12 protein-coding genes are annotated in these 16,550 nt (G+C 47.7%); 8 read left to right on the plus strand and 4 right to left on the minus strand.

Features of this window, described 5'->3' with window-relative positions:
* Positions 1–3: 3 nt before the first annotated feature.
* The 3 genes from mgtA to BMZ54_RS08125 form a co-directional block, all read right to left on the minus strand.
* Positions 4–2,520 carry a magnesium-translocating P-type ATPase gene (mgtA, locus tag BMZ54_RS08115; RefSeq protein WP_089908958.1) on the minus strand — a complete coding sequence of 839 codons (2,517 nt, stop codon included), beginning with the start codon at positions 2,518–2,520 and terminating at the stop codon, positions 4–6.
* A 120-nt stretch (positions 2,521–2,640) separates the two neighbouring features.
* On the minus strand, positions 2,641–3,699 hold the full coding sequence (locus BMZ54_RS08120) for a response regulator (RefSeq protein ID WP_089911802.1): 1,059 nt from the start codon (positions 3,697–3,699) through the stop codon (positions 2,641–2,643).
* A gap of 283 nt (positions 3,700–3,982) precedes the next feature.
* Positions 3,983–4,744: an LOG family protein gene (locus BMZ54_RS08125; protein WP_089911804.1), complete on the minus strand. Its 762-nt coding sequence runs from the start codon at positions 4,742–4,744 to the stop codon at positions 3,983–3,985.
* Between the two features lie 146 nt (positions 4,745–4,890).
* Between BMZ54_RS08125 and ppsA the strand changes: the two genes are divergently transcribed.
* Together ppsA and BMZ54_RS08135 are read left to right on the plus strand one after the other, a co-directional pair.
* The gene (gene ppsA / locus BMZ54_RS08130) at positions 4,891–7,299 is read left to right on the plus strand and encodes a phosphoenolpyruvate synthase (RefSeq protein WP_089908961.1); all 2,409 of its coding nucleotides are present in this window, start codon (positions 4,891–4,893) and stop codon (positions 7,297–7,299) included.
* A 9-nt stretch (positions 7,300–7,308) separates the two neighbouring features.
* Positions 7,309–9,816 carry a cation-translocating P-type ATPase gene (locus tag BMZ54_RS08135; protein ID WP_089908964.1) on the plus strand — a complete coding sequence of 836 codons (2,508 nt, stop codon included), beginning with the start codon at positions 7,309–7,311 and terminating at the stop codon, positions 9,814–9,816.
* A 12-nt stretch (positions 9,817–9,828) separates the two neighbouring features.
* Here BMZ54_RS08135 and BMZ54_RS08140 read toward each other — a convergent pair whose 3' ends face one another.
* Positions 9,829–10,482, minus strand: a complete 654-nt coding sequence (locus BMZ54_RS08140) for a BON domain-containing protein (RefSeq protein ID WP_089908968.1) — start codon at positions 10,480–10,482, stop codon at positions 9,829–9,831.
* A 198-nt stretch (positions 10,483–10,680) separates the two neighbouring features.
* On the opposite strand from BMZ54_RS08140, the gene BMZ54_RS08145 reads away from it, so the two are divergent.
* The 6 genes from BMZ54_RS08145 to BMZ54_RS08170 all read left to right on the plus strand — a co-directional run bounded on the left by BMZ54_RS08145 (position 10,681) and on the right by BMZ54_RS08170 (position 16,529).
* A complete protein-coding gene (locus BMZ54_RS08145; protein WP_089908971.1) occupies positions 10,681–12,144 on the plus strand; it encodes a trypsin-like peptidase domain-containing protein in 1,464 nt (487 codons plus the stop codon).
* 130 nt (positions 12,145–12,274) lie between these two features.
* On the plus strand, positions 12,275–12,724 hold the full coding sequence (locus BMZ54_RS08150) for an Hsp20/alpha crystallin family protein (protein WP_089908974.1): 450 nt from the start codon (positions 12,275–12,277) through the stop codon (positions 12,722–12,724).
* 139 nt (positions 12,725–12,863) lie between these two features.
* Positions 12,864–14,057: a hypothetical protein gene (locus tag BMZ54_RS08155; RefSeq protein WP_143080938.1), complete on the plus strand. Its 1,194-nt coding sequence runs from the start codon at positions 12,864–12,866 to the stop codon at positions 14,055–14,057.
* Positions 14,058–14,120: 63 nt separating this feature from the next.
* Positions 14,121–14,957 (plus strand): universal stress protein, encoded by an 837-nt coding sequence (locus BMZ54_RS08160; protein ID WP_089908980.1) that lies wholly within the window; start codon positions 14,121–14,123, stop codon positions 14,955–14,957.
* An 18-nt stretch (positions 14,958–14,975) separates the two neighbouring features.
* Positions 14,976–15,671, plus strand: coding sequence for a hypothetical protein (locus BMZ54_RS08165; protein ID WP_089908982.1), 696 nt, complete (start codon positions 14,976–14,978; stop codon positions 15,669–15,671).
* 159 nt (positions 15,672–15,830) lie between these two features.
* On the plus strand, positions 15,831–16,529 hold the full coding sequence (locus BMZ54_RS08170; RefSeq protein WP_089908986.1) for a dienelactone hydrolase family protein: 699 nt from the start codon (positions 15,831–15,833) through the stop codon (positions 16,527–16,529).
* The last annotated feature ends 21 nt before the right edge of the window (positions 16,530–16,550 follow it).

Raw genomic sequence — 16,550 nt, forward strand, 5'->3', positions numbered from 1 at the left:
CTGCTACTGTTTTATAGTATAACGGTGAATGACACGTTTGAGCAGCTCCGCGCAGGCAAGATACATGATCACTACCCCGCTGAGGTAACCTACAATATGCAGCTGCAATGGCGCAAAGCCTAAAACACCCGCAAATGGAAGATAAGGCAGGCTCCAGCCGGCCAGTAAACATAACAATGCGCTTATGATCAACAGGGCGCTGGGTTTACTTTGAATAAAAGGAAGCCGGTTGGTGCGTATAATGAATACCACCAGCACCTGGGTTGCCAGCGATTCCATAAACCACCCGGTGCGGAATTGCGGCTGGCTTACCTTAAAGAAATTATAGAGCAGGTAAAAGGCCGCCAGGTCAAACAGGGAGCTCAGTATGCCATAGGCAAACATGAAATTACGGATCATGTGAATGTCCCAGCTGTGTGGTTTTTTTACATAAGAGCTATCAACATTGTCAGATGGCAGGGCTATCTGTGAAAGGTCATACAAAAAATTATTGATCAGTATTTGTACCGGCAGCATAGGTAAAAATGGCAGCAGCAGGGTAGCGGCAGCAACGGAGAACATATTGCCGAAATTGGAGCTGAGGTCCATGAGTATATACTTCATGGTGTTGCCAAAAGTTTTACGCCCTTCCAGGATACCTTCTTTCAGCACCAGTAAATGTTTTTGTGTGAGGATAATGTCTGCCGCTTCCTTGGCTACATCCGTGGCGCTATCCACCGTAATGCCAATATCGGCGGTGCGGAGGGAAGGCGCATCATTAATGCCGTCGCCAAGATAACCTACTGACCGGTGGTATGCTTTTAATGCATGAATGATCCTGTTTTTCTGATCCGGGGAAAATCGCGCAAAGATGGTGGTTGCGCTGGCTTTCTTTTGTAAAGCGTCGTCCGGTATGTTTGCCATTTCGGTTCCCAGCATAATGCCTTTAACAGGCAGCCCGATGTCCCGGCATATCTTTTCCGTTACCATATGATTATCACCGGTAATGATCTTAATTTCCACACCCATTTCAGCCAGCGATTGAATGACCTGGGCGGCATCCTCCTTGGGAGGATCCATGAATGTTATAAAACCCTGGAACTGCAGCTGCTCCTCATCCGCCTTCGTATAGCCGTTGCGGGGTATAAATTCCCGGGTGGCAACAGCCAGCACCCGGAATCCTTCCTGGCTTAAACTATTGTATACCTGGTGCTCATTTGATGCCAGGCCGTCTTTACCCATACAGATCTTCCAGATCTCCTCCGGTGCTCCTTTGCAGATCAGCAGGTGTTTGTCATTATGTTTCACAATAACGCTGCCCCGCTTGCGGTAAAAATCAAAAGGTATCTCATCTACTTTCTGGAACGCTGAAATATCAGGGATGGTAAAAGTCAGCACGGCATTATCTAAGGGGTTCTTAATCCCGCTCTGGAAAAAGCTGTTCAGATAGGCAAGCCTTAACAGGTCCGGTACATCCATACCATTCATGCTGATGCATTTTTCCAAACGGATCTTGTCTTCCGTGATGGTGCCGGTTTTATCCGTACAAAGGATCTCCATACTTCCAAAATTGGGTATTGCGGCTATATTCTTTACAATAACGCCTTTGGCAGCAATGCGCATAGCTCCTTTAGACATGGCTACACTCATTACTACCGGCAGCAGCTCAGGCGTTAAGCCTACTGCTATGGCTATGGAAAACATAAAAGCATCCAGCAGGTTATGCTTTAACACAATGTTGATTAAAAAAATGAAGAGGACCAGGATCATCGTTACCCTCATAATAAGATAACCGAACTTTTGCATGCCATGGGCGAAATCTGATATTTCCGGTCTTTGCCGGAGTTTTTCCGCTATCTTCCCAAAGGCCGTACCGGCGCCGGTATTGATAACAATCGCCTCCGCAGAACCGCTGATAATACTGGATCCCATGAATACAATATTGCTCATGGAAGTAAGATCGTCAGAGGGTTTTTGAACGGCGCCGCTGGTCTTTTCAGCAGGAAATGATTCGCCGGTAAGGGAGGACTGGTTCACCAGCAGGTCTTTTGCAAAGATCACCCGTGCATCTGCCGGCACAATTTTTCCGGCGCTCAGGGCTATAATATCTCCCGGGCACAGCTCTTCCGGTAATATTTCCAAAAGTACAGCGTCCCGGAGGGCGAGCGCCTTGCTGGTAACGCTTTTTTTAAGCGCTTCCACCGCCTTACGGGCGCCCTTTTCCTGCCAGTAGTCCATACTTATACTGAGGATAATGATAAAGCTGATAATGGCGGCATTCACCCCTTCACCCATGAAGGAAGATATGATTGCGGCAACTAACAGGATAATAACCAGGGGGTTCTTAAAATGGTGCAAAAGTAGTAACAGCTCGCTGGTACGTGTTTTATCTTCAATGGAATTGGGCCCATATTGCTTTAATCTGCGGGCTGCTTCCGCCGCTGCCAGCCCGGTATCTGCATTAACAGCCAGCATAGTAAGCACTTCGCAGTTCTCTTTGGCAGCGATTTCCTGCAATGAATAGGATAAGGGGGATTGCATGATCTGACAGCTTTTTTATGCTGCTCAAATTTCAGTGAAATATCATGCGTGTTAAATGATGGGCATCATCTACGCTGCTGTCACCTGTCATGCCTGGTAATAAGCGATGGGAGGCTTTACCTAGTTTATCATGCCGGATAGCTTTTTTTCATTGAGGATCTGGATGGTGCCGCCCTTGATGTCAATCAGCTTTTCTTCCCGGAAATCACCCAGGGTGCGGATCAGGGATTCTGTGGCGGTACCGGCAATAGTTGCAAGATTATCGCGGCTGACATCAATTGTAAATGCAGCCTCTTTGCTCTGATTGTATTTTGTGTGTAAATTCATTAAGGCTTCCGCTACTTTTTTTCGTAGTGAATTATAAGCCAATCCCAGTAGCTGCTGCTCTTTTACCGTGATGTTTTTAGCAAGCATGCGAATGAACTGGACGGCCACTTCGGGGTTATTATTAAGCAGCTCTTCAAAATCTTCCCGTGGAATAATGGCTATTTCACATTCATCCATTGCTTCTGCCGTGTCTTTATATACAGATTGTTCCAGCATGGCAATATATCCCATAAAGTCGCCTTCTGAATACAGATCAAGTGCCAGCTCTTTACCGTCATCATTCCGTTTAAAGGTTCTTACCTTTCCCTTTTGCACATAAAAGAGCTTTAATGGGTGATTCCCTTCCACATAAATTGCCTGCTTCTTTTTATACTTTTCAATGTTCCTGCCTTCGGATAGCTCCCGCAGTGAGCTGTTACCTGTTGCCTCCTGCATAAGCTGGCGCAGCCCCTGAATAGTAGGGGGAAATACCTGCTTTTTTATTTGTGCTTTTTTGAGCCGGCTTTCAATAGCAGTTAACAGATCGGTACCGCTGAAAGGTTTAGTAATATAGTCATCGGCTCCCATTTCCATACCCTTGCGAAAGTCGCTCCTTTCCGTTTTGGCTGTCAGGAATATAAAAGGAATATCCTTTAGCTGATCGTTGCGCTGTAACATATGTAATACGCCAAAACCGTCCAGTACGGGCATTGTAATATCGCAGAGTATCAGATCCGGGATATGCTGTATTGCCTGTTCTACACCGTCTTTTCCATTCTCTGCAGAAAAAACTTTGTAGCCGGCCAGCTCCAGGATCTCCTGGGTGTTTTCCCGTATTTCCGGATTATCTTCTATTATAAGGATCTTTTTCATACGGTTATTCAATGTTATCAGGTTGAAATAAAGCAAAAATTAATAGTAAAGCAGTACTCTTGCCTATGTCACTAAAACATGAGACGACCGTTCATTCATTTTGTGCACTTACTTAGTATTAAGCCCCCCGGGCGGGATTATAACAGATTCAGGCCTGCATATCTGTAAGTTATGGCAGGCCTTCCCGGATGCGTTAACAGAATTGACTCTAAATATGAACTACCGTGTTTTGTTGGATGCATACATTATGTAAGCAAATAATAGCTGCTAAATTGACGTCGTGTTATTCTCCCAGTAACAGGAATTTACGGAACGTTTTTTCCCTTTTAAGCCGGTATTTTAATACGGAAAATTTCTTAATGTGCTGCAGCGCCTCCTCGTTGGAATCGGTAAAAAGTACATATTTTAATGCCTCCGGTTCTGTCATATTTTCTTCCACCATCTTATGAAATAAAGGCATTACCGGCTCCCAATAGCTTTTATTAAATAAGATCACCGGAAAGTTAAGGATTTTATGGGTCTGAATCAACGTTAGGGCCTCAAAAAATTCATCCAGTGTGCCTATGCCGCCCGGCATGATCACGAAACCGTAAGCATACTTGAACATTAATACTTTTCTCACGAAAAAGTACCGGCAGTCAAAATGTTTGCTCATATAATTATTCGGTTGCTGTTCCCTGGGCAGCAGGATATTACAACCTACGGACCGGCCGCCCGCTTCCTGCGCCCCCCTGTTAGCTGCCTCCATAATACCGGGGCCCCCGCCTGTCATCACGGTAAAGCCAAGCTTTGTTATACCGGCGCTTAACTCCCTGGCAGCCTCATAATAAGGCGAGCCGGGTTTTACCCGTGCCGATCCAAACACCGCTATGCATGGGCCTGTAAAGTGAAATACCCGGAAGCCCCGTATAAATTCTACCAGCACTTTAATGGCAAAGAATAATTCGTGCAATCGTGAGCGGGGGCCTTCCAGGAAATATTTTTCTTCATTTGCCGGAAAAGCGTCTGTTGCCGGTTTCCGCGGCCGTGCGTGCGTGTGTTGCATAGATTGAAATTTCATACCCAATTTGAGCAGTTTTTTAAAGCTGCGGCATGACCGGCGTCATATAGCCTGCTGATAAGTCTCATTGTCCCGGCAGATGGCAGCCCTTAGTATTGTATAAACTGATCAATCCTTTAAATGCACTTATTATGGAAGCTATCATAAAAAAATTCTCTGAAGTAAGTATGGCGGATGTAGCCACGGTTGGAGGGAAGAATGCCTCATTGGGAGAGATGATCGGAACTCTTTCTGCAAAAGGAATAAAGGTGCCGGATGGATTTGCCACTACTGCATTTGCCTTCCGGGCTTTCCTTGAACATAACGGGCTGGTTGCCCCGTTGCAGCAGTTGATGCAGCAGCTGGACCGTAAAACCTATTCCAACCTGCAAACAACAGGCGCCGCTGCCCGTGAGATGCTGCTGAAGGGCAGCATGCCGGAAAATATAAAACATGCCATTGCAAAAGCATACCGGGGTCTTTGCGATGGCAGCGCAGATGTACCTGTTGCAGTGCGTAGCAGCGCCACGGCGGAGGATATGCCCCAGGCCAGTTTTGCAGGACAGCATGAATCCTATTTAAACGTTACCGGTGAAACGGCGGTAATACAAGCCGTTCAAAAATGCTTTGCGTCCCTGTACACAAACCGGGCTATCAAATACCGGGAAGACAATGGGTTTGATCATACAAAAGTACTATTGTCTGCAGGTATCCAGAGAATGGTAAGGTCCGACCTGGCTTGTTCAGGGGTAGGTTTTACCCTGGAGCCGGAATCCGGTTTCCGGGATGTGATACTGCTTTCGGGCATATGGGGGCTGGGTGAGAACATAGTACAGGGAGCCGTAATGCCTGATGAATTTTATGTGTTCAAGCCTTCGCTGAAAGAAGGGAAAAAAGCCATTATCCAGAAAAGGCTGGGGGATAAAGCGCAAACCATGGTATATGCCGGTCATTCGGATAGCGGTACCATCAACAAACCCACAGATGCCGAATTGCGGGATACTTTTGTATTGAATGATGCAGAGGTAACGCAGCTGGCCCGCTGGTGCATGCTGATCGAACAGCATTATCAACGGCCTATGGACATAGAATGGGCGAAGGACGGCCTTAGTGGGGAGCTTTTTATTTTGCAGGCCCGCCCGGAAACCATACATGCGCAAAAGAAGCCGGGAGCGGAACCTCTATTCAGCCTGAAACAGAAAGGAAAGCGCCTGGTGTCAGGCGCCGCCATCGGCAACAAAGTGGCTGCAGGTATTGCACGCGTGCTAACTTCACCTGCGGATGCGGCTCAGTTAAAGGAAGGAGAGATCCTCATTACAGGATCTACCAGCCCGGACTGGGATCCCATTCTGAAAAAAGTATGCGCTATTGTTACGGATACCGGCGGCAGAACCAGCCATGCTTCCATTGTAGCAAGGGAGCTCGGTATCCCTGCCATAGTGGGCACGCAGGATGCTACCCGTAAAATAAAAGACGGGGATCTGATCACCGTATCATGCTGTGAAGGTAAAACCGGTTATGTGTATGAAGGAAAACTCGGATTTAGCCAGACAAATGCAGGAGATGCGGCCATATCCCTCCCAAAACACACTTCGCCGATGCTCATCATGAGTGATCCGGACCAGGCTTTTGCCCTTTCCTTTTATCCCAGCCGGGGGGTAGGACTATTAAGAATGGAATTTATCATTACGCATACCATTGGCATACACCCTATGGCGCTGGTAAATTTCAACAACCTGCAGGATAAAGAGACGAAAAGCCGCATTGCATACCTTACCCGGCATTACGAGGATAAAAAAACATTTTTTATAGATAAGCTTTCCCAGGGTATTGCCACTATTGCAGCAGCCTTTTATCCCAGGGATGTAATTGTGCGGATGAGTGATTTTAAAACCAATGAATATGCTGAGCTGCTGGGCGGAAAGGAATTTGAACCTGTAGAAGAAAACCCTATGTTAGGCTTCCGCGGCGCCTCCCGGTATTACCACCCTTTATATAGGGAGGGTTTCGGGCTGGAATGTGCCGCTGTTAAAATGGTGCGGGATGAGATGGGTCTTACCAACGTGAAGGTAATGATCCCTTTTTGCCGCACACTCATGGAAGGCCGGCAGGTACTGGATGTAATGGCTTCATTTGGCCTGCAGCAGCATGAAAACGGGCTGGAGGTATATGTAATGGCGGAGCTGCCGGCCAATGTGCTGGAAGCAGCTGCCTTTGCTGAATATTTTGACGGATTTTCCATTGGCTCAAATGATCTTACGCAGCTGACACTGGGCGTAGACCGTGATTCTGCGCTGGTAGCGCCGCTGTTTGACGAAGAGGATGCTGCTCCTAAAAAGATGATACAAATGCTGCTGGATACCGTGCGCCAAACAGTAGTGCCTATAGGCCTTTGCGGTCAGGCGCCCAGCGACCTGCCGGAGTTTGCCGCATTTCTTGTAGCACACGGAATTAACAGTATTTCCTTTAACCCGGATGCATTGTTCCAGGGTATTGCCAATATTGTAAAGGCAGAGCAGCAGCAATATATCGACAGCGCACCGCTGCCGGTGATCATATAACTACAGCATATGGAAAGTGTAACAACCGGGCCGGATAATGGACTTGCAGCAACGGATATTCCCCGGTTACAGCAGCAGTATGGCAAAAACATCTTCCGGCCGGCACATAACCGTACCATAGTTAATGTGCTTGCGGATATATTTAAAGAGCCTATGATGCTGCTGCTGATAGCATGTGCGCTGCTTTACTTTCTGCTGGGGAATGTTACTGAAGGCTGGATGATGCTGATTGCCATGCTGCTGGTAGCTGCCGTTTCCCTGTACCAGGATGTTAAAAGTGCGCGGGCGCTGGATGCGTTAAGCCAGTACACCGCACCCCTTGCCACTGTTATAAGAGATGGTGGGGAAATAACCATCCCCGCTGAAGAGCTGGTGCCCGGTGATACTTTGTTACTGAGCGAAGGCGCGATGGTGCCCGCGGATGGCACTATCCTCTCCGCCCATGATCTTACGGTAAATGAATCCATCACGACCGGCGAATCATTGCCGGTATTGAAGGATGCCCATACAGGTACTAACCAGTTGTACCAGGGTACCACCATCAACTCCGGTAAGTGTACCGCAATAATAACTGCCACCGGCAATCATACCCGTTTAGGCAGGTTGGGCATTCAAATAGTGAGCGCCCCTTTGCAGCGCACCCGGTTGCAGGCACAGGTACAAAAAGCCGTGCAGCGGCTGGCCTTATTCGGAGCTGCAGCATTTGTTATGATATTTGTGGTGAGCTTTATTAAAAGCCATGATCTTGCCGGGAGCCTGCTAACCGGGCTTACGCTTGCCATGGCAGCAATACCGGAAGAGATCCCCGTTGCATTTAGCTCTTTTATGGCGCTGGGAGCTTATTACCTTTCACGCCAGGGCATTATTTCACGGCAGCCGCAGATCATAGAGCACCTGGGCGCCGTAAGCGTTCTTTGCCTGGATAAAACAGGTACTATTACAGAAAACAGGATGAAGGTGGTAATGGTTTATGACCAGCACACCGGCATGCTTACAGACCTGGAACAGCAACCCTTACCGGAAGGCAGCCAACTGCTTTACTATGCTGCCCTTGCCAGTGAACGGCATCCTTTTGATCATATGGAGCAGGCCATACTGGCAGCTTTTCAGCAGCAGAGAAATGTAGCTCCACCGTTGCCGGAAATGGTACATGAATACCCGTTGGAGGGCCAGCCGCCTATGATGACGCATGTTTACCCACATGCAGACGGAATGCTGGCCGTGGCTAAAGGAGCGCCGGAACATGTGCTGCAGGTATGCAGGCTTGATAATGCAGCAACAGCCGTTTTGCAGCAGCATCTTACGGCGATGTCTGCACGGGGATACCGTATACTGGGTGTGGCTACCGCCATATGCCCGGATGGCGCCCTGCCGGATAACCAGGATGATTTTAACTGGCAGTTTGAAGGGCTGGTGAGTTTGTACGATCCGCCCAGGCAGCAGGCTGCTGCCTTAATTGGCTGGTTATACGCGGCTGGTATCCGGGTGAAAATGATCACCGGCGACTACCCGGCCACAGCCCTGCATATTGCCGCAAAAATAGGTATGCAAATTAACGGGCATGCTGTAACAGGAGAGGAGGTGATGGCATTGAATGGTGCTGCGTTGCAAGATATGGTGAAGCAGACCGTGATATTTGCGCGTATGTTTCCGGAGGCCAAGCTGAAAGTGATCAGCGCGCTCAAAGATAGCGGGGAGGTGGTGGCCATGACAGGGGATGGAGTGAATGATGGCCCGGCATTAAAAGCGGCACACATAGGCATTGCTATGGGTAAAAAAGGCGCCGAGCTGGCAAGGCAGGCGGCCGATCTTGTGATAACGGATGATGACCTGGATAAAATACCGGAAGCCATACGTCAGGGAAGAAAGATATACAGCAACCTCAAAAAAGCTGTGCGGTATATTACCGGGATTCACATTCCCATTATTTTTACTGCTATAGTTCCGTTATTGATGGGCTGGAAATACCCATTTATTTTTACACCTATCCATATCATTTTCCTGGAGCTGATCATGGGGCCTACCAGTTCCATATTCTTTGAGCGGGAACCGGTGGAAGCCAGGGACAATGGAACTGCGGGTGTTTTAAACAGGCGTGGCTTATTCAGCCGCGAAGAGCTGGTGGTTACCCTGGTCCAGGGTGGTGCCATTACCGTATGTGTGCTGTTGTTGTATTATTATTTCATGCAGCGGGCAAGTGTTGAAACTACACGTACTATTGTATTTACATTGCTACTTATTGCCAATACTTTCCTCACATTTGTCAACCGCTCTTTTACAGAAAACATTACACGTACCATTCGGTATAAGAATAACCTGGCAGCAGCGGTGTTCCTAAGCTCGCTGGTGTTCCTTGCAGTTATTCATTTTATACCGGCGGTACGTGAGCTTTTTGGTTTGGTTCCCATCAGCCTTCAGGCATTTGGCCTTTGCCTGCTTGCCGCTTTTGTGGCAGTTGCCTGGTTTGAGATCTATAAGGTATTAAAAATGCGGGGCGGTAAAAAGACTGTAATATAAACAGCCATCTTATCACGAAGCAATGGTTAATTGATCAGTTACTTCAGTTACGCCCGGGGTAGCCCATACTGCACGCTCAACTTCCTTCCGCTGGCCCCATGACCGTACCTTACCTGTAAGCAATATCTTACCGCCGCTCAGCTGAATGTCAATTGATTCTGCATCAATATCAGCGCTTCTTTCCAGGGCTCTTTTAATTACATCTTTTACCAGGATGGCGTTGAGCGATGGTTTTACTTTTATGAAATTGCTCACGCCTCTTACGCCTACCAGGTGCTCAACCGCGCTGGTAACAGATTCCTTCTGAAACTGCCACTCTACTTCTCCCGTAATGGTAATCCAGGCATCTTCTACTTTCAGCTTAACACGATCTTCCGGCACAAAGCTGCTCCATTTAAGCGCGTTCAGGGCGGCCTCCATAATCTCCTTATCCGGTCTTTTGGATTCATTGGTCATCCTGATACTAAGGTCCATTACTACGGTCTTAACTTCTTTCACACGCTTAGCTGCCTGTTCTGCCGCTACTTTTTCAGCATAATTTTTCACGGCTCCTACCAGTGTTACCACTCCTTGCTTAACGATCACTCCAATTTCAGCCGCATGCAGGATAGGATCCCATAATATTTCGTCCATCACGTCGTGCTGCAGTTCAATATCTGATTTCATATAACAGGATTTTAATTTTTGAAATAGTTGTTAGTGTAATCAAAGTAACCTGTTATCTGCTTATGCTGCAATGATCCTTATTAGGCAGGTGGCTGATCTGCATCACCTGTGGCCGTTTTTGACAGGGGTCATAACGGTGGCTGATGCAGATCATTGGGAGCGGCTTCGCAAAAGGATAGCTTTAGAAAAAATCAGGTTATGAAAAATGTACTGCTCTTTGCTGCCATATTAGTACTGCCGCATCTGCCCGGTCTGCGGGTTAATGCGCAGGAAAAAGAGATCCGCTTCCGGGCCGGCACTCCTTCTTTCAATTCCCTGGAACAAAAACAACAGGAGTCACAGCGGCCTGCTGAAAACCTTGCTAACGCCCCTGCACCGCCGGCAGCGGTTAGCTTCCGGTATGCTGCAGCTAAAGCATCCCCTGCGGTTGTACATATCATGGCTACATACAAACCCGGTTATCAACGCCCGGATATAAATCCGTTTTCAAAATTTTATAATGATGAGCTATGGCCTAATACCAATAACAGGCCTGCCGGCAAAGACTATACCGGCAGCGCATCCGGTGTAATTCTAAGCAGCGACGGTTATATTGTAACCAACTATCATGTTGCGGCAAATACCTTATCCGTTGAAGTGCAGCTGCCTGATAAACGCACCTATGATGCGCAGCTGGTTGGCGCCGATTCGCTCACTGATCTGGCTTTATTGAAGATACAGGCCAGGGGATTGCCGTTTGTTGCATTTGGCAGCACAGACTCTGTGGCCGTGGGCGACTGGGTGCTGGCTATCGGCAATCCACTGAACCTGGAATGTACTGCAACGGCAGGTATTGTAAGCGCAAAGTCCAGGAGCATTAACACCCTGGAAGAAAAAGGCGGCATCTCATCCTTCATACAAACAGATGCCGTTATGAACGATGGCAGCAGCGGCGGGGCGCTGTTGGATTTTAACGGCCGGCTGATAGGGATCAACACCGGCATTTTTACACTTACCGGTACTTACACCGGCTACTCCTTTTCCATTCCTGTGGAAGTTGTAAGGAAAGTGTGCAATGACCTGTTACGTTACGGAAAGGCCTCCAGGGCCTATATGGGCATTTTCCTGAAAGATATGCCTTATGCGCCCGGCATATATGTAGATAGTTTGTTGCAGCAGGGCGCCGGAATGAGAGCCGGGCTGCGCAAGGGCGACCTGATCCTGCGCGTGGACGGGCGTGAAATAAAAAATGTAACCGCGTTTAATGAAATGATGATGCTGCATCACCCCGGAGATAAGGTGATTGTATCCGCTATACGCAACGGAAAATCATTGAACGTTGCCGTGTGGCTTAACAGCCAGCAGGAGATAACAACGCAAACAAACGAGGAATATACACCATTGCTGAACAAGCTGGGTATTGAGCTGGCGGATCTTTCAGAAACAGAAAGGGGCCGGCTGGATATTGATGGCGGGGTAAGGCTTATTAAGGTGCGGCGGGGAACCGTATTTGAATCCAATTGTATTGAACCGGGGTTCATTATACTTAAGGTTAACAACCAGCCGGTGTATTCCAGGGGTGATCTGCTGCGCACTTTAATGAGCTGCAAAGGAAGAGTATTGCTCACGGGTATTTATGATGATCATCCTGATGCACCCTATATGGTGGAACTTACGCTATAACCCGTAACCCACTATGCGGGCGGGTTGATGACGATCATTCGTTTACTTGAGCATAGTCATTTTCTACAGGTGAGTTTAACTATAGCTTAGCATTATAAATTTTTTAACCAATTAAAAACAGGAGGTAATTATGTCACAACAAACATTAACCAAACAGGCTTCCACCTTACCATCTTTATTCGATGATTTTTTTAAACCCTGGAGAGACTGGTCCCTGGACTTTAACGGCGGCCGTTCCTTTGCTGCTACTGTTCCTGCAGTGAACGTAAGCGAAGATAAGGACAACTACAAGGTTTCCATGGCAGCCCCGGGTTTGAAAAAAAATGATTTTAAGATTGATGTGGAAGGCAATGTGCTTACCATTAGTGCGGAAACTGAGGAAAAGAAAGAAGAAAAGAACGGGCGGTTCAGCCGTCAGGAATACAATTACAGCAGCTTCTCCCGCAGTTTTAACCTGCCGGAAACCATCCGCAAGGATAAAATAGAAGCACAATATGAAGATGGCGTTTTGAGCCTGAAGCTACCTAAGAAAGAAGAAGCCCGGAACGATACTGCCAGTATGCACATTGATGTAAAATAACACCAGCTTGCGCCGGGTTCAATTCCTGCCTGGTTACCCGGGCAGGAATTGAACCCGGTCTCAGCATCTTCCGGTTGTGTCAGTGCCTGTAAATGTTTTTAGATCCTGTTTTTTATTGCACCTGATAAACCTGCAAGTCATGAAAAAGTTAATATTCCTGCTGCTCTTATCACTGCCGGCGACCGGCTTTAGCCAGCGTGTATTATACGGTTCACATGTCTTAATTGACAAACCGGTGAATGAAGATGTTTATGTGGCCGGCGGTACGGTGACTATTAACGCGCCCGTACATGGCGATCTGGCAGTGGCCGGGGGCACCGTTATTATTAACGATACGGTGACCAATGACATCCTGGTGGCCGGCGGTAATGTAACCTTAAATAGTTTTAGTGGTGATGATGTACGCTGTGCAGGCGGTAATATAAATGTACAAAATACAATAGCCGGCGACCTGGTGATCACCGGGGGTACAATACAAATAAGCAGGCCCGCTGTAGTGGAAGGCAACCTGCTTACCGGCGGCGGAGAGGTTATACTGGATGGTACTGTGAAAGGAATGGTTAGGGCGGGTAGCAGGTTGTTGAAAATAAACGGCCTCGTAGAAGGTCCGCTGGATGCACGCGCTGTAGAGCTGAATCTCAGCGGCACTGTAAAGGGTAATACAATTATATCCACGCAAAAGTTATATATAGGTCCACGTGCCGCATTGCTAAAGGGCGTACGGTACTGGAATGGCAACGGAGCGGCAGATTTTGGCACTGCTGTTAAAAACGGGCGGCCTGTTTTTGATGCCTCGCTGAAAATGGACCAGCCCCGCTGGCATTATCTTGGTTTTGCATCATTCCTGGTATTGATATGGTACCTGGCCACCGCATTGTTATTCATTATACTTATACAGTACTTCTTTGGTAGAACCATGCAAAAAGCCGGTGAGGCAATTACCGGCAATGTATCCCGCTTTACCGGTACAGGGCTATTGTTTGTAATACTTACGCCGGTTGCTATCACAATTATTTTTCTTAGTCTAGTGGGTATTCCGCTTGCCCTGTTAATGCTCATTGCATATGTATCCCTGCTGTTGCTGGCATCTGTAATTGTATCTGTGGTGCTGGCAAATTGGGTAAATGCAGCTTATGGAAGAAAGCACAATTTCTGGAAGCTGGTTTCCAATGCGCTGGGCATTTTCATCGTCCTGAAGTTTATTTCCCTTGTGCCGGTACTTGGCTGGCTGATCAACCTGCTGGTGGTTAGCCTGATATTTGGCTCGCTGCTGCTGAATATACGCTGGCCGCACCGGGCCGCTCATACCCCCGGAGCTGCCGCCGTTGGCTAAAGGTCACCGGCTGCTGCTAAAAAAAATATCCGATAATATCTGACCTGAATAAAACAAATCATTATGAAAAAGATCATTGCTGCTATTAATGCCCTTCATTTTACGGAGGAAGAGCTGCAAAGCTATGAATATATTGCAAAGGAGCTGAATGGCCGTGTTACGGTTGTATTCCTGGAGAACCTGACAGTGCAGGAGCTCCAGCTGGCGAATGCCTATACTGATATGTACACGATGGATTATGCCAGAATGGCCGCAGAAACCAGGGAGCAAATGGACATAATCCTGAAAGAGAACCTGCAGAAGTTTAACCGGATCTGCGCCGAAAATAACCTGGATTTCAAACTGCATGAGGCAAAAGGTTTACCTGTGGAAGAGGTAATAACAGAGAGCCGGTTTGCAGATCTGTTGCTGATCAACGCGAACACTTCCTTTTCTATGTTGCGTAACAGCAACCCGCCGGCCTTTGTAAAAGATGTGCTGGCACATGCGCAATGCCCGGTAATGGTGCTGCCTGAAATGTTGCATCCCATTAAAGAATTGGTTTTTTCTTATAATGGCTCTTTTTCTTCCATGTACGCCATCCGCCAGCTAACGCAGCTTTTTAGCGGCTTTTCCGATGCCAGGGTGAATGTAGTATATGTTGCAGAAGGCGATAATAAAGTGATGCCGCATGGAAAGCTGGTGCGGGATTACCTGGAAGAGCATTACGAGGACGTGAAGTTCACAGTGCTGAATGGCGATCCCGGAGCTGAGTTCCTGGCGCTTCTGTTACACCGGAACGATTGCCTTGTAACGTACGGGGCTTACGGAAGAAGCCGGCTTTCCCGGTTCTTTCATCACAGCGACGCGGAAACGGTTCTGCGGACCATCAACATTCCTGTGTTCATTACACATCCTTAACCAATAAAGATCCAGGTTATGAACCATACTTTTTCATATCCGGAATTGCAGCAAAAGTTTTGTGAAGGATTTGAATTTTTCCCTTTCAGAAACCTGGAGCAATACGGGAAATTTATATACAAACGCTACGCAAACGTACAAGACCTGCAGGGAGTGCTGGATTGTTACGATTTTGAAAATAACCTATATGGCCTGAGTGCGCGGGTGTTGTTGCTGATGATGCAGCAGAAAAACATACCCGCTGCAGCTGCGCTGCTTACACAGCTGAAGGAAGTTAGCGCCTTTTTCACCAGGCAATGCCATGGAATGCACCTGTTGTTCTACGCGGAGATGATAGATGCGCTGGAAACCTACAATGGTATCCTGTTCATTTACCAGCGCGATGTGCAGCAGAATATTGAAAAACAGCTGTGTGATCCGGGCCGTTTCGAGCAGGAAACAGCGGTGGTGAGTATTGGTACCATAAAGCACATACAGGTGGTAATAACGGAATTTGCTGACAGCACTGACATAATGAATGATTTTTTGAATGAGCGTATAGCCCCTGATATTGGAAATGCAGGTTTCGAATTGCCAAAGACGGAAGCAGCTATTATTACAGACCTTTCACGGAAACTATTGGAGTTTAAGGACCTGATGAGAAAAACCGGGTATATAATGAAGCAATGGGAAACCCGGCTTGCACAGTTGCAGTTACAGGAGGTTATGAACTGATCCCGGGCTGATGACAATCAGTAAAACTCTTGCCGGCAGTCATTTATCAGAAGTTGCCATTGAGGTATCTTGGGGGAGAAAATGGTTAAAAGGTTACCAGTTAATTGTTATAAATACCGCCACAATATTCTACCCTGATAATACTTAACTACTCTTTTTATGAAATGCTTTTTTCATGATACAGTTAAAATCCCGGTGGGCGAGGTTATGCTGGAGGGAGAGTTTACACTCCCCCAGGATGCCGGGTCCATCGTGGTTTTCAGCCATGCCAGCAGCCGTAGCCGTTTCAGCCGCCGCTACCAAAAGATAGCGCGCGAATTACAGCACCTGGGATATGGTACCTTGCTTTTAGACCTGCTAACGGAGCAGGAGGACGCGGCGTATTATTATACACGTTGTGATATTGAGCTGCTAACCCGCCGGCTCACTGGTGTTACAGAATGGCTGGAAGGTTATGAACCGGCAGCCCATCTGGGCATTGGCTACCTGGCAGCAGGTACCGGCGCTGCTGCCGCATTAAGGGCCGCCTACTACCTCCCGCATGTGCTGGCAGTGGTTTGCCACGGCGGACGGCCGGACATGGCGGACGATATCCTGTCAAAAGTGGAAACGCCGGTATTATTAATAGCCGGGGATCTTGACCAGGATATGCTGGAACATAACCGCTTTGCAATGGAAAAGCTGCAGTGCCGGAAGAAATTAGTGGAGATAAAAGGTGCAGGGCAGCTTTTTGTGGAAAATGATGCCATTGCGCGTGTGACCGCTGAGGCAATCAGCTGGTTTAACCACTACCTGCATGTTCCCAAACCTGTACCAAAATATGTACCCAGGCAGGTACCCAGGCTCCAGGTTTTATAAACCTACTTGTTCATTCTTTAA

Origin of the sequence: Chitinophaga rupis, from assembly GCF_900109685.1 — a bacterium.
Lineage (GTDB): Bacteria > Bacteroidota > Bacteroidia > Chitinophagales > Chitinophagaceae > Chitinophaga > Chitinophaga rupis.

Excerpts from the sequence above, each read along its gene's own strand:
- BMZ54_RS08165 (WP_089908982.1), top strand. The coding sequence starts at position 14,976 with ATGAACCATACTTTTTCATATCCGGAATTGCAGCAAAAGTTTTGTGAA.
- BMZ54_RS08155 (WP_143080938.1), top strand. The coding sequence starts at position 12,864 with ATGAAAAAGTTAATATTCCTGCTGCTCTTATCACTGCCGGCGACCGGC.
- BMZ54_RS08125 (WP_089911804.1), bottom strand. The coding sequence starts at position 4,744 with ATGCAACACACGCACGCACGGCCGCGGAAACCGGCAACAGACGCTTTT.
- BMZ54_RS08140 (WP_089908968.1), bottom strand. The coding sequence starts at position 10,482 with ATGAAATCAGATATTGAACTGCAGCACGACGTGATGGACGAAATATTA.
- BMZ54_RS08120 (WP_089911802.1), bottom strand. The coding sequence starts at position 3,699 with ATGAAAAAGATCCTTATAATAGAAGATAATCCGGAAATACGGGAAAAC.
- BMZ54_RS08145 (WP_089908971.1), top strand. The coding sequence starts at position 10,681 with ATGAAAAATGTACTGCTCTTTGCTGCCATATTAGTACTGCCGCATCTG.
- BMZ54_RS08135 (WP_089908964.1), top strand. The coding sequence starts at position 7,309 with ATGGAAAGTGTAACAACCGGGCCGGATAATGGACTTGCAGCAACGGAT.
- BMZ54_RS08150 (WP_089908974.1), top strand. The coding sequence starts at position 12,275 with ATGTCACAACAAACATTAACCAAACAGGCTTCCACCTTACCATCTTTA.
- BMZ54_RS08170 (WP_089908986.1), top strand. The coding sequence starts at position 15,831 with ATGAAATGCTTTTTTCATGATACAGTTAAAATCCCGGTGGGCGAGGTT.
- BMZ54_RS08160 (WP_089908980.1), top strand. The coding sequence starts at position 14,121 with ATGAAAAAGATCATTGCTGCTATTAATGCCCTTCATTTTACGGAGGAA.
- mgtA (WP_089908958.1), bottom strand. The coding sequence starts at position 2,520 with ATGCAATCCCCCTTATCCTATTCATTGCAGGAAATCGCTGCCAAAGAG.
- ppsA (WP_089908961.1), top strand. The coding sequence starts at position 4,891 with ATGGAAGCTATCATAAAAAAATTCTCTGAAGTAAGTATGGCGGATGTA.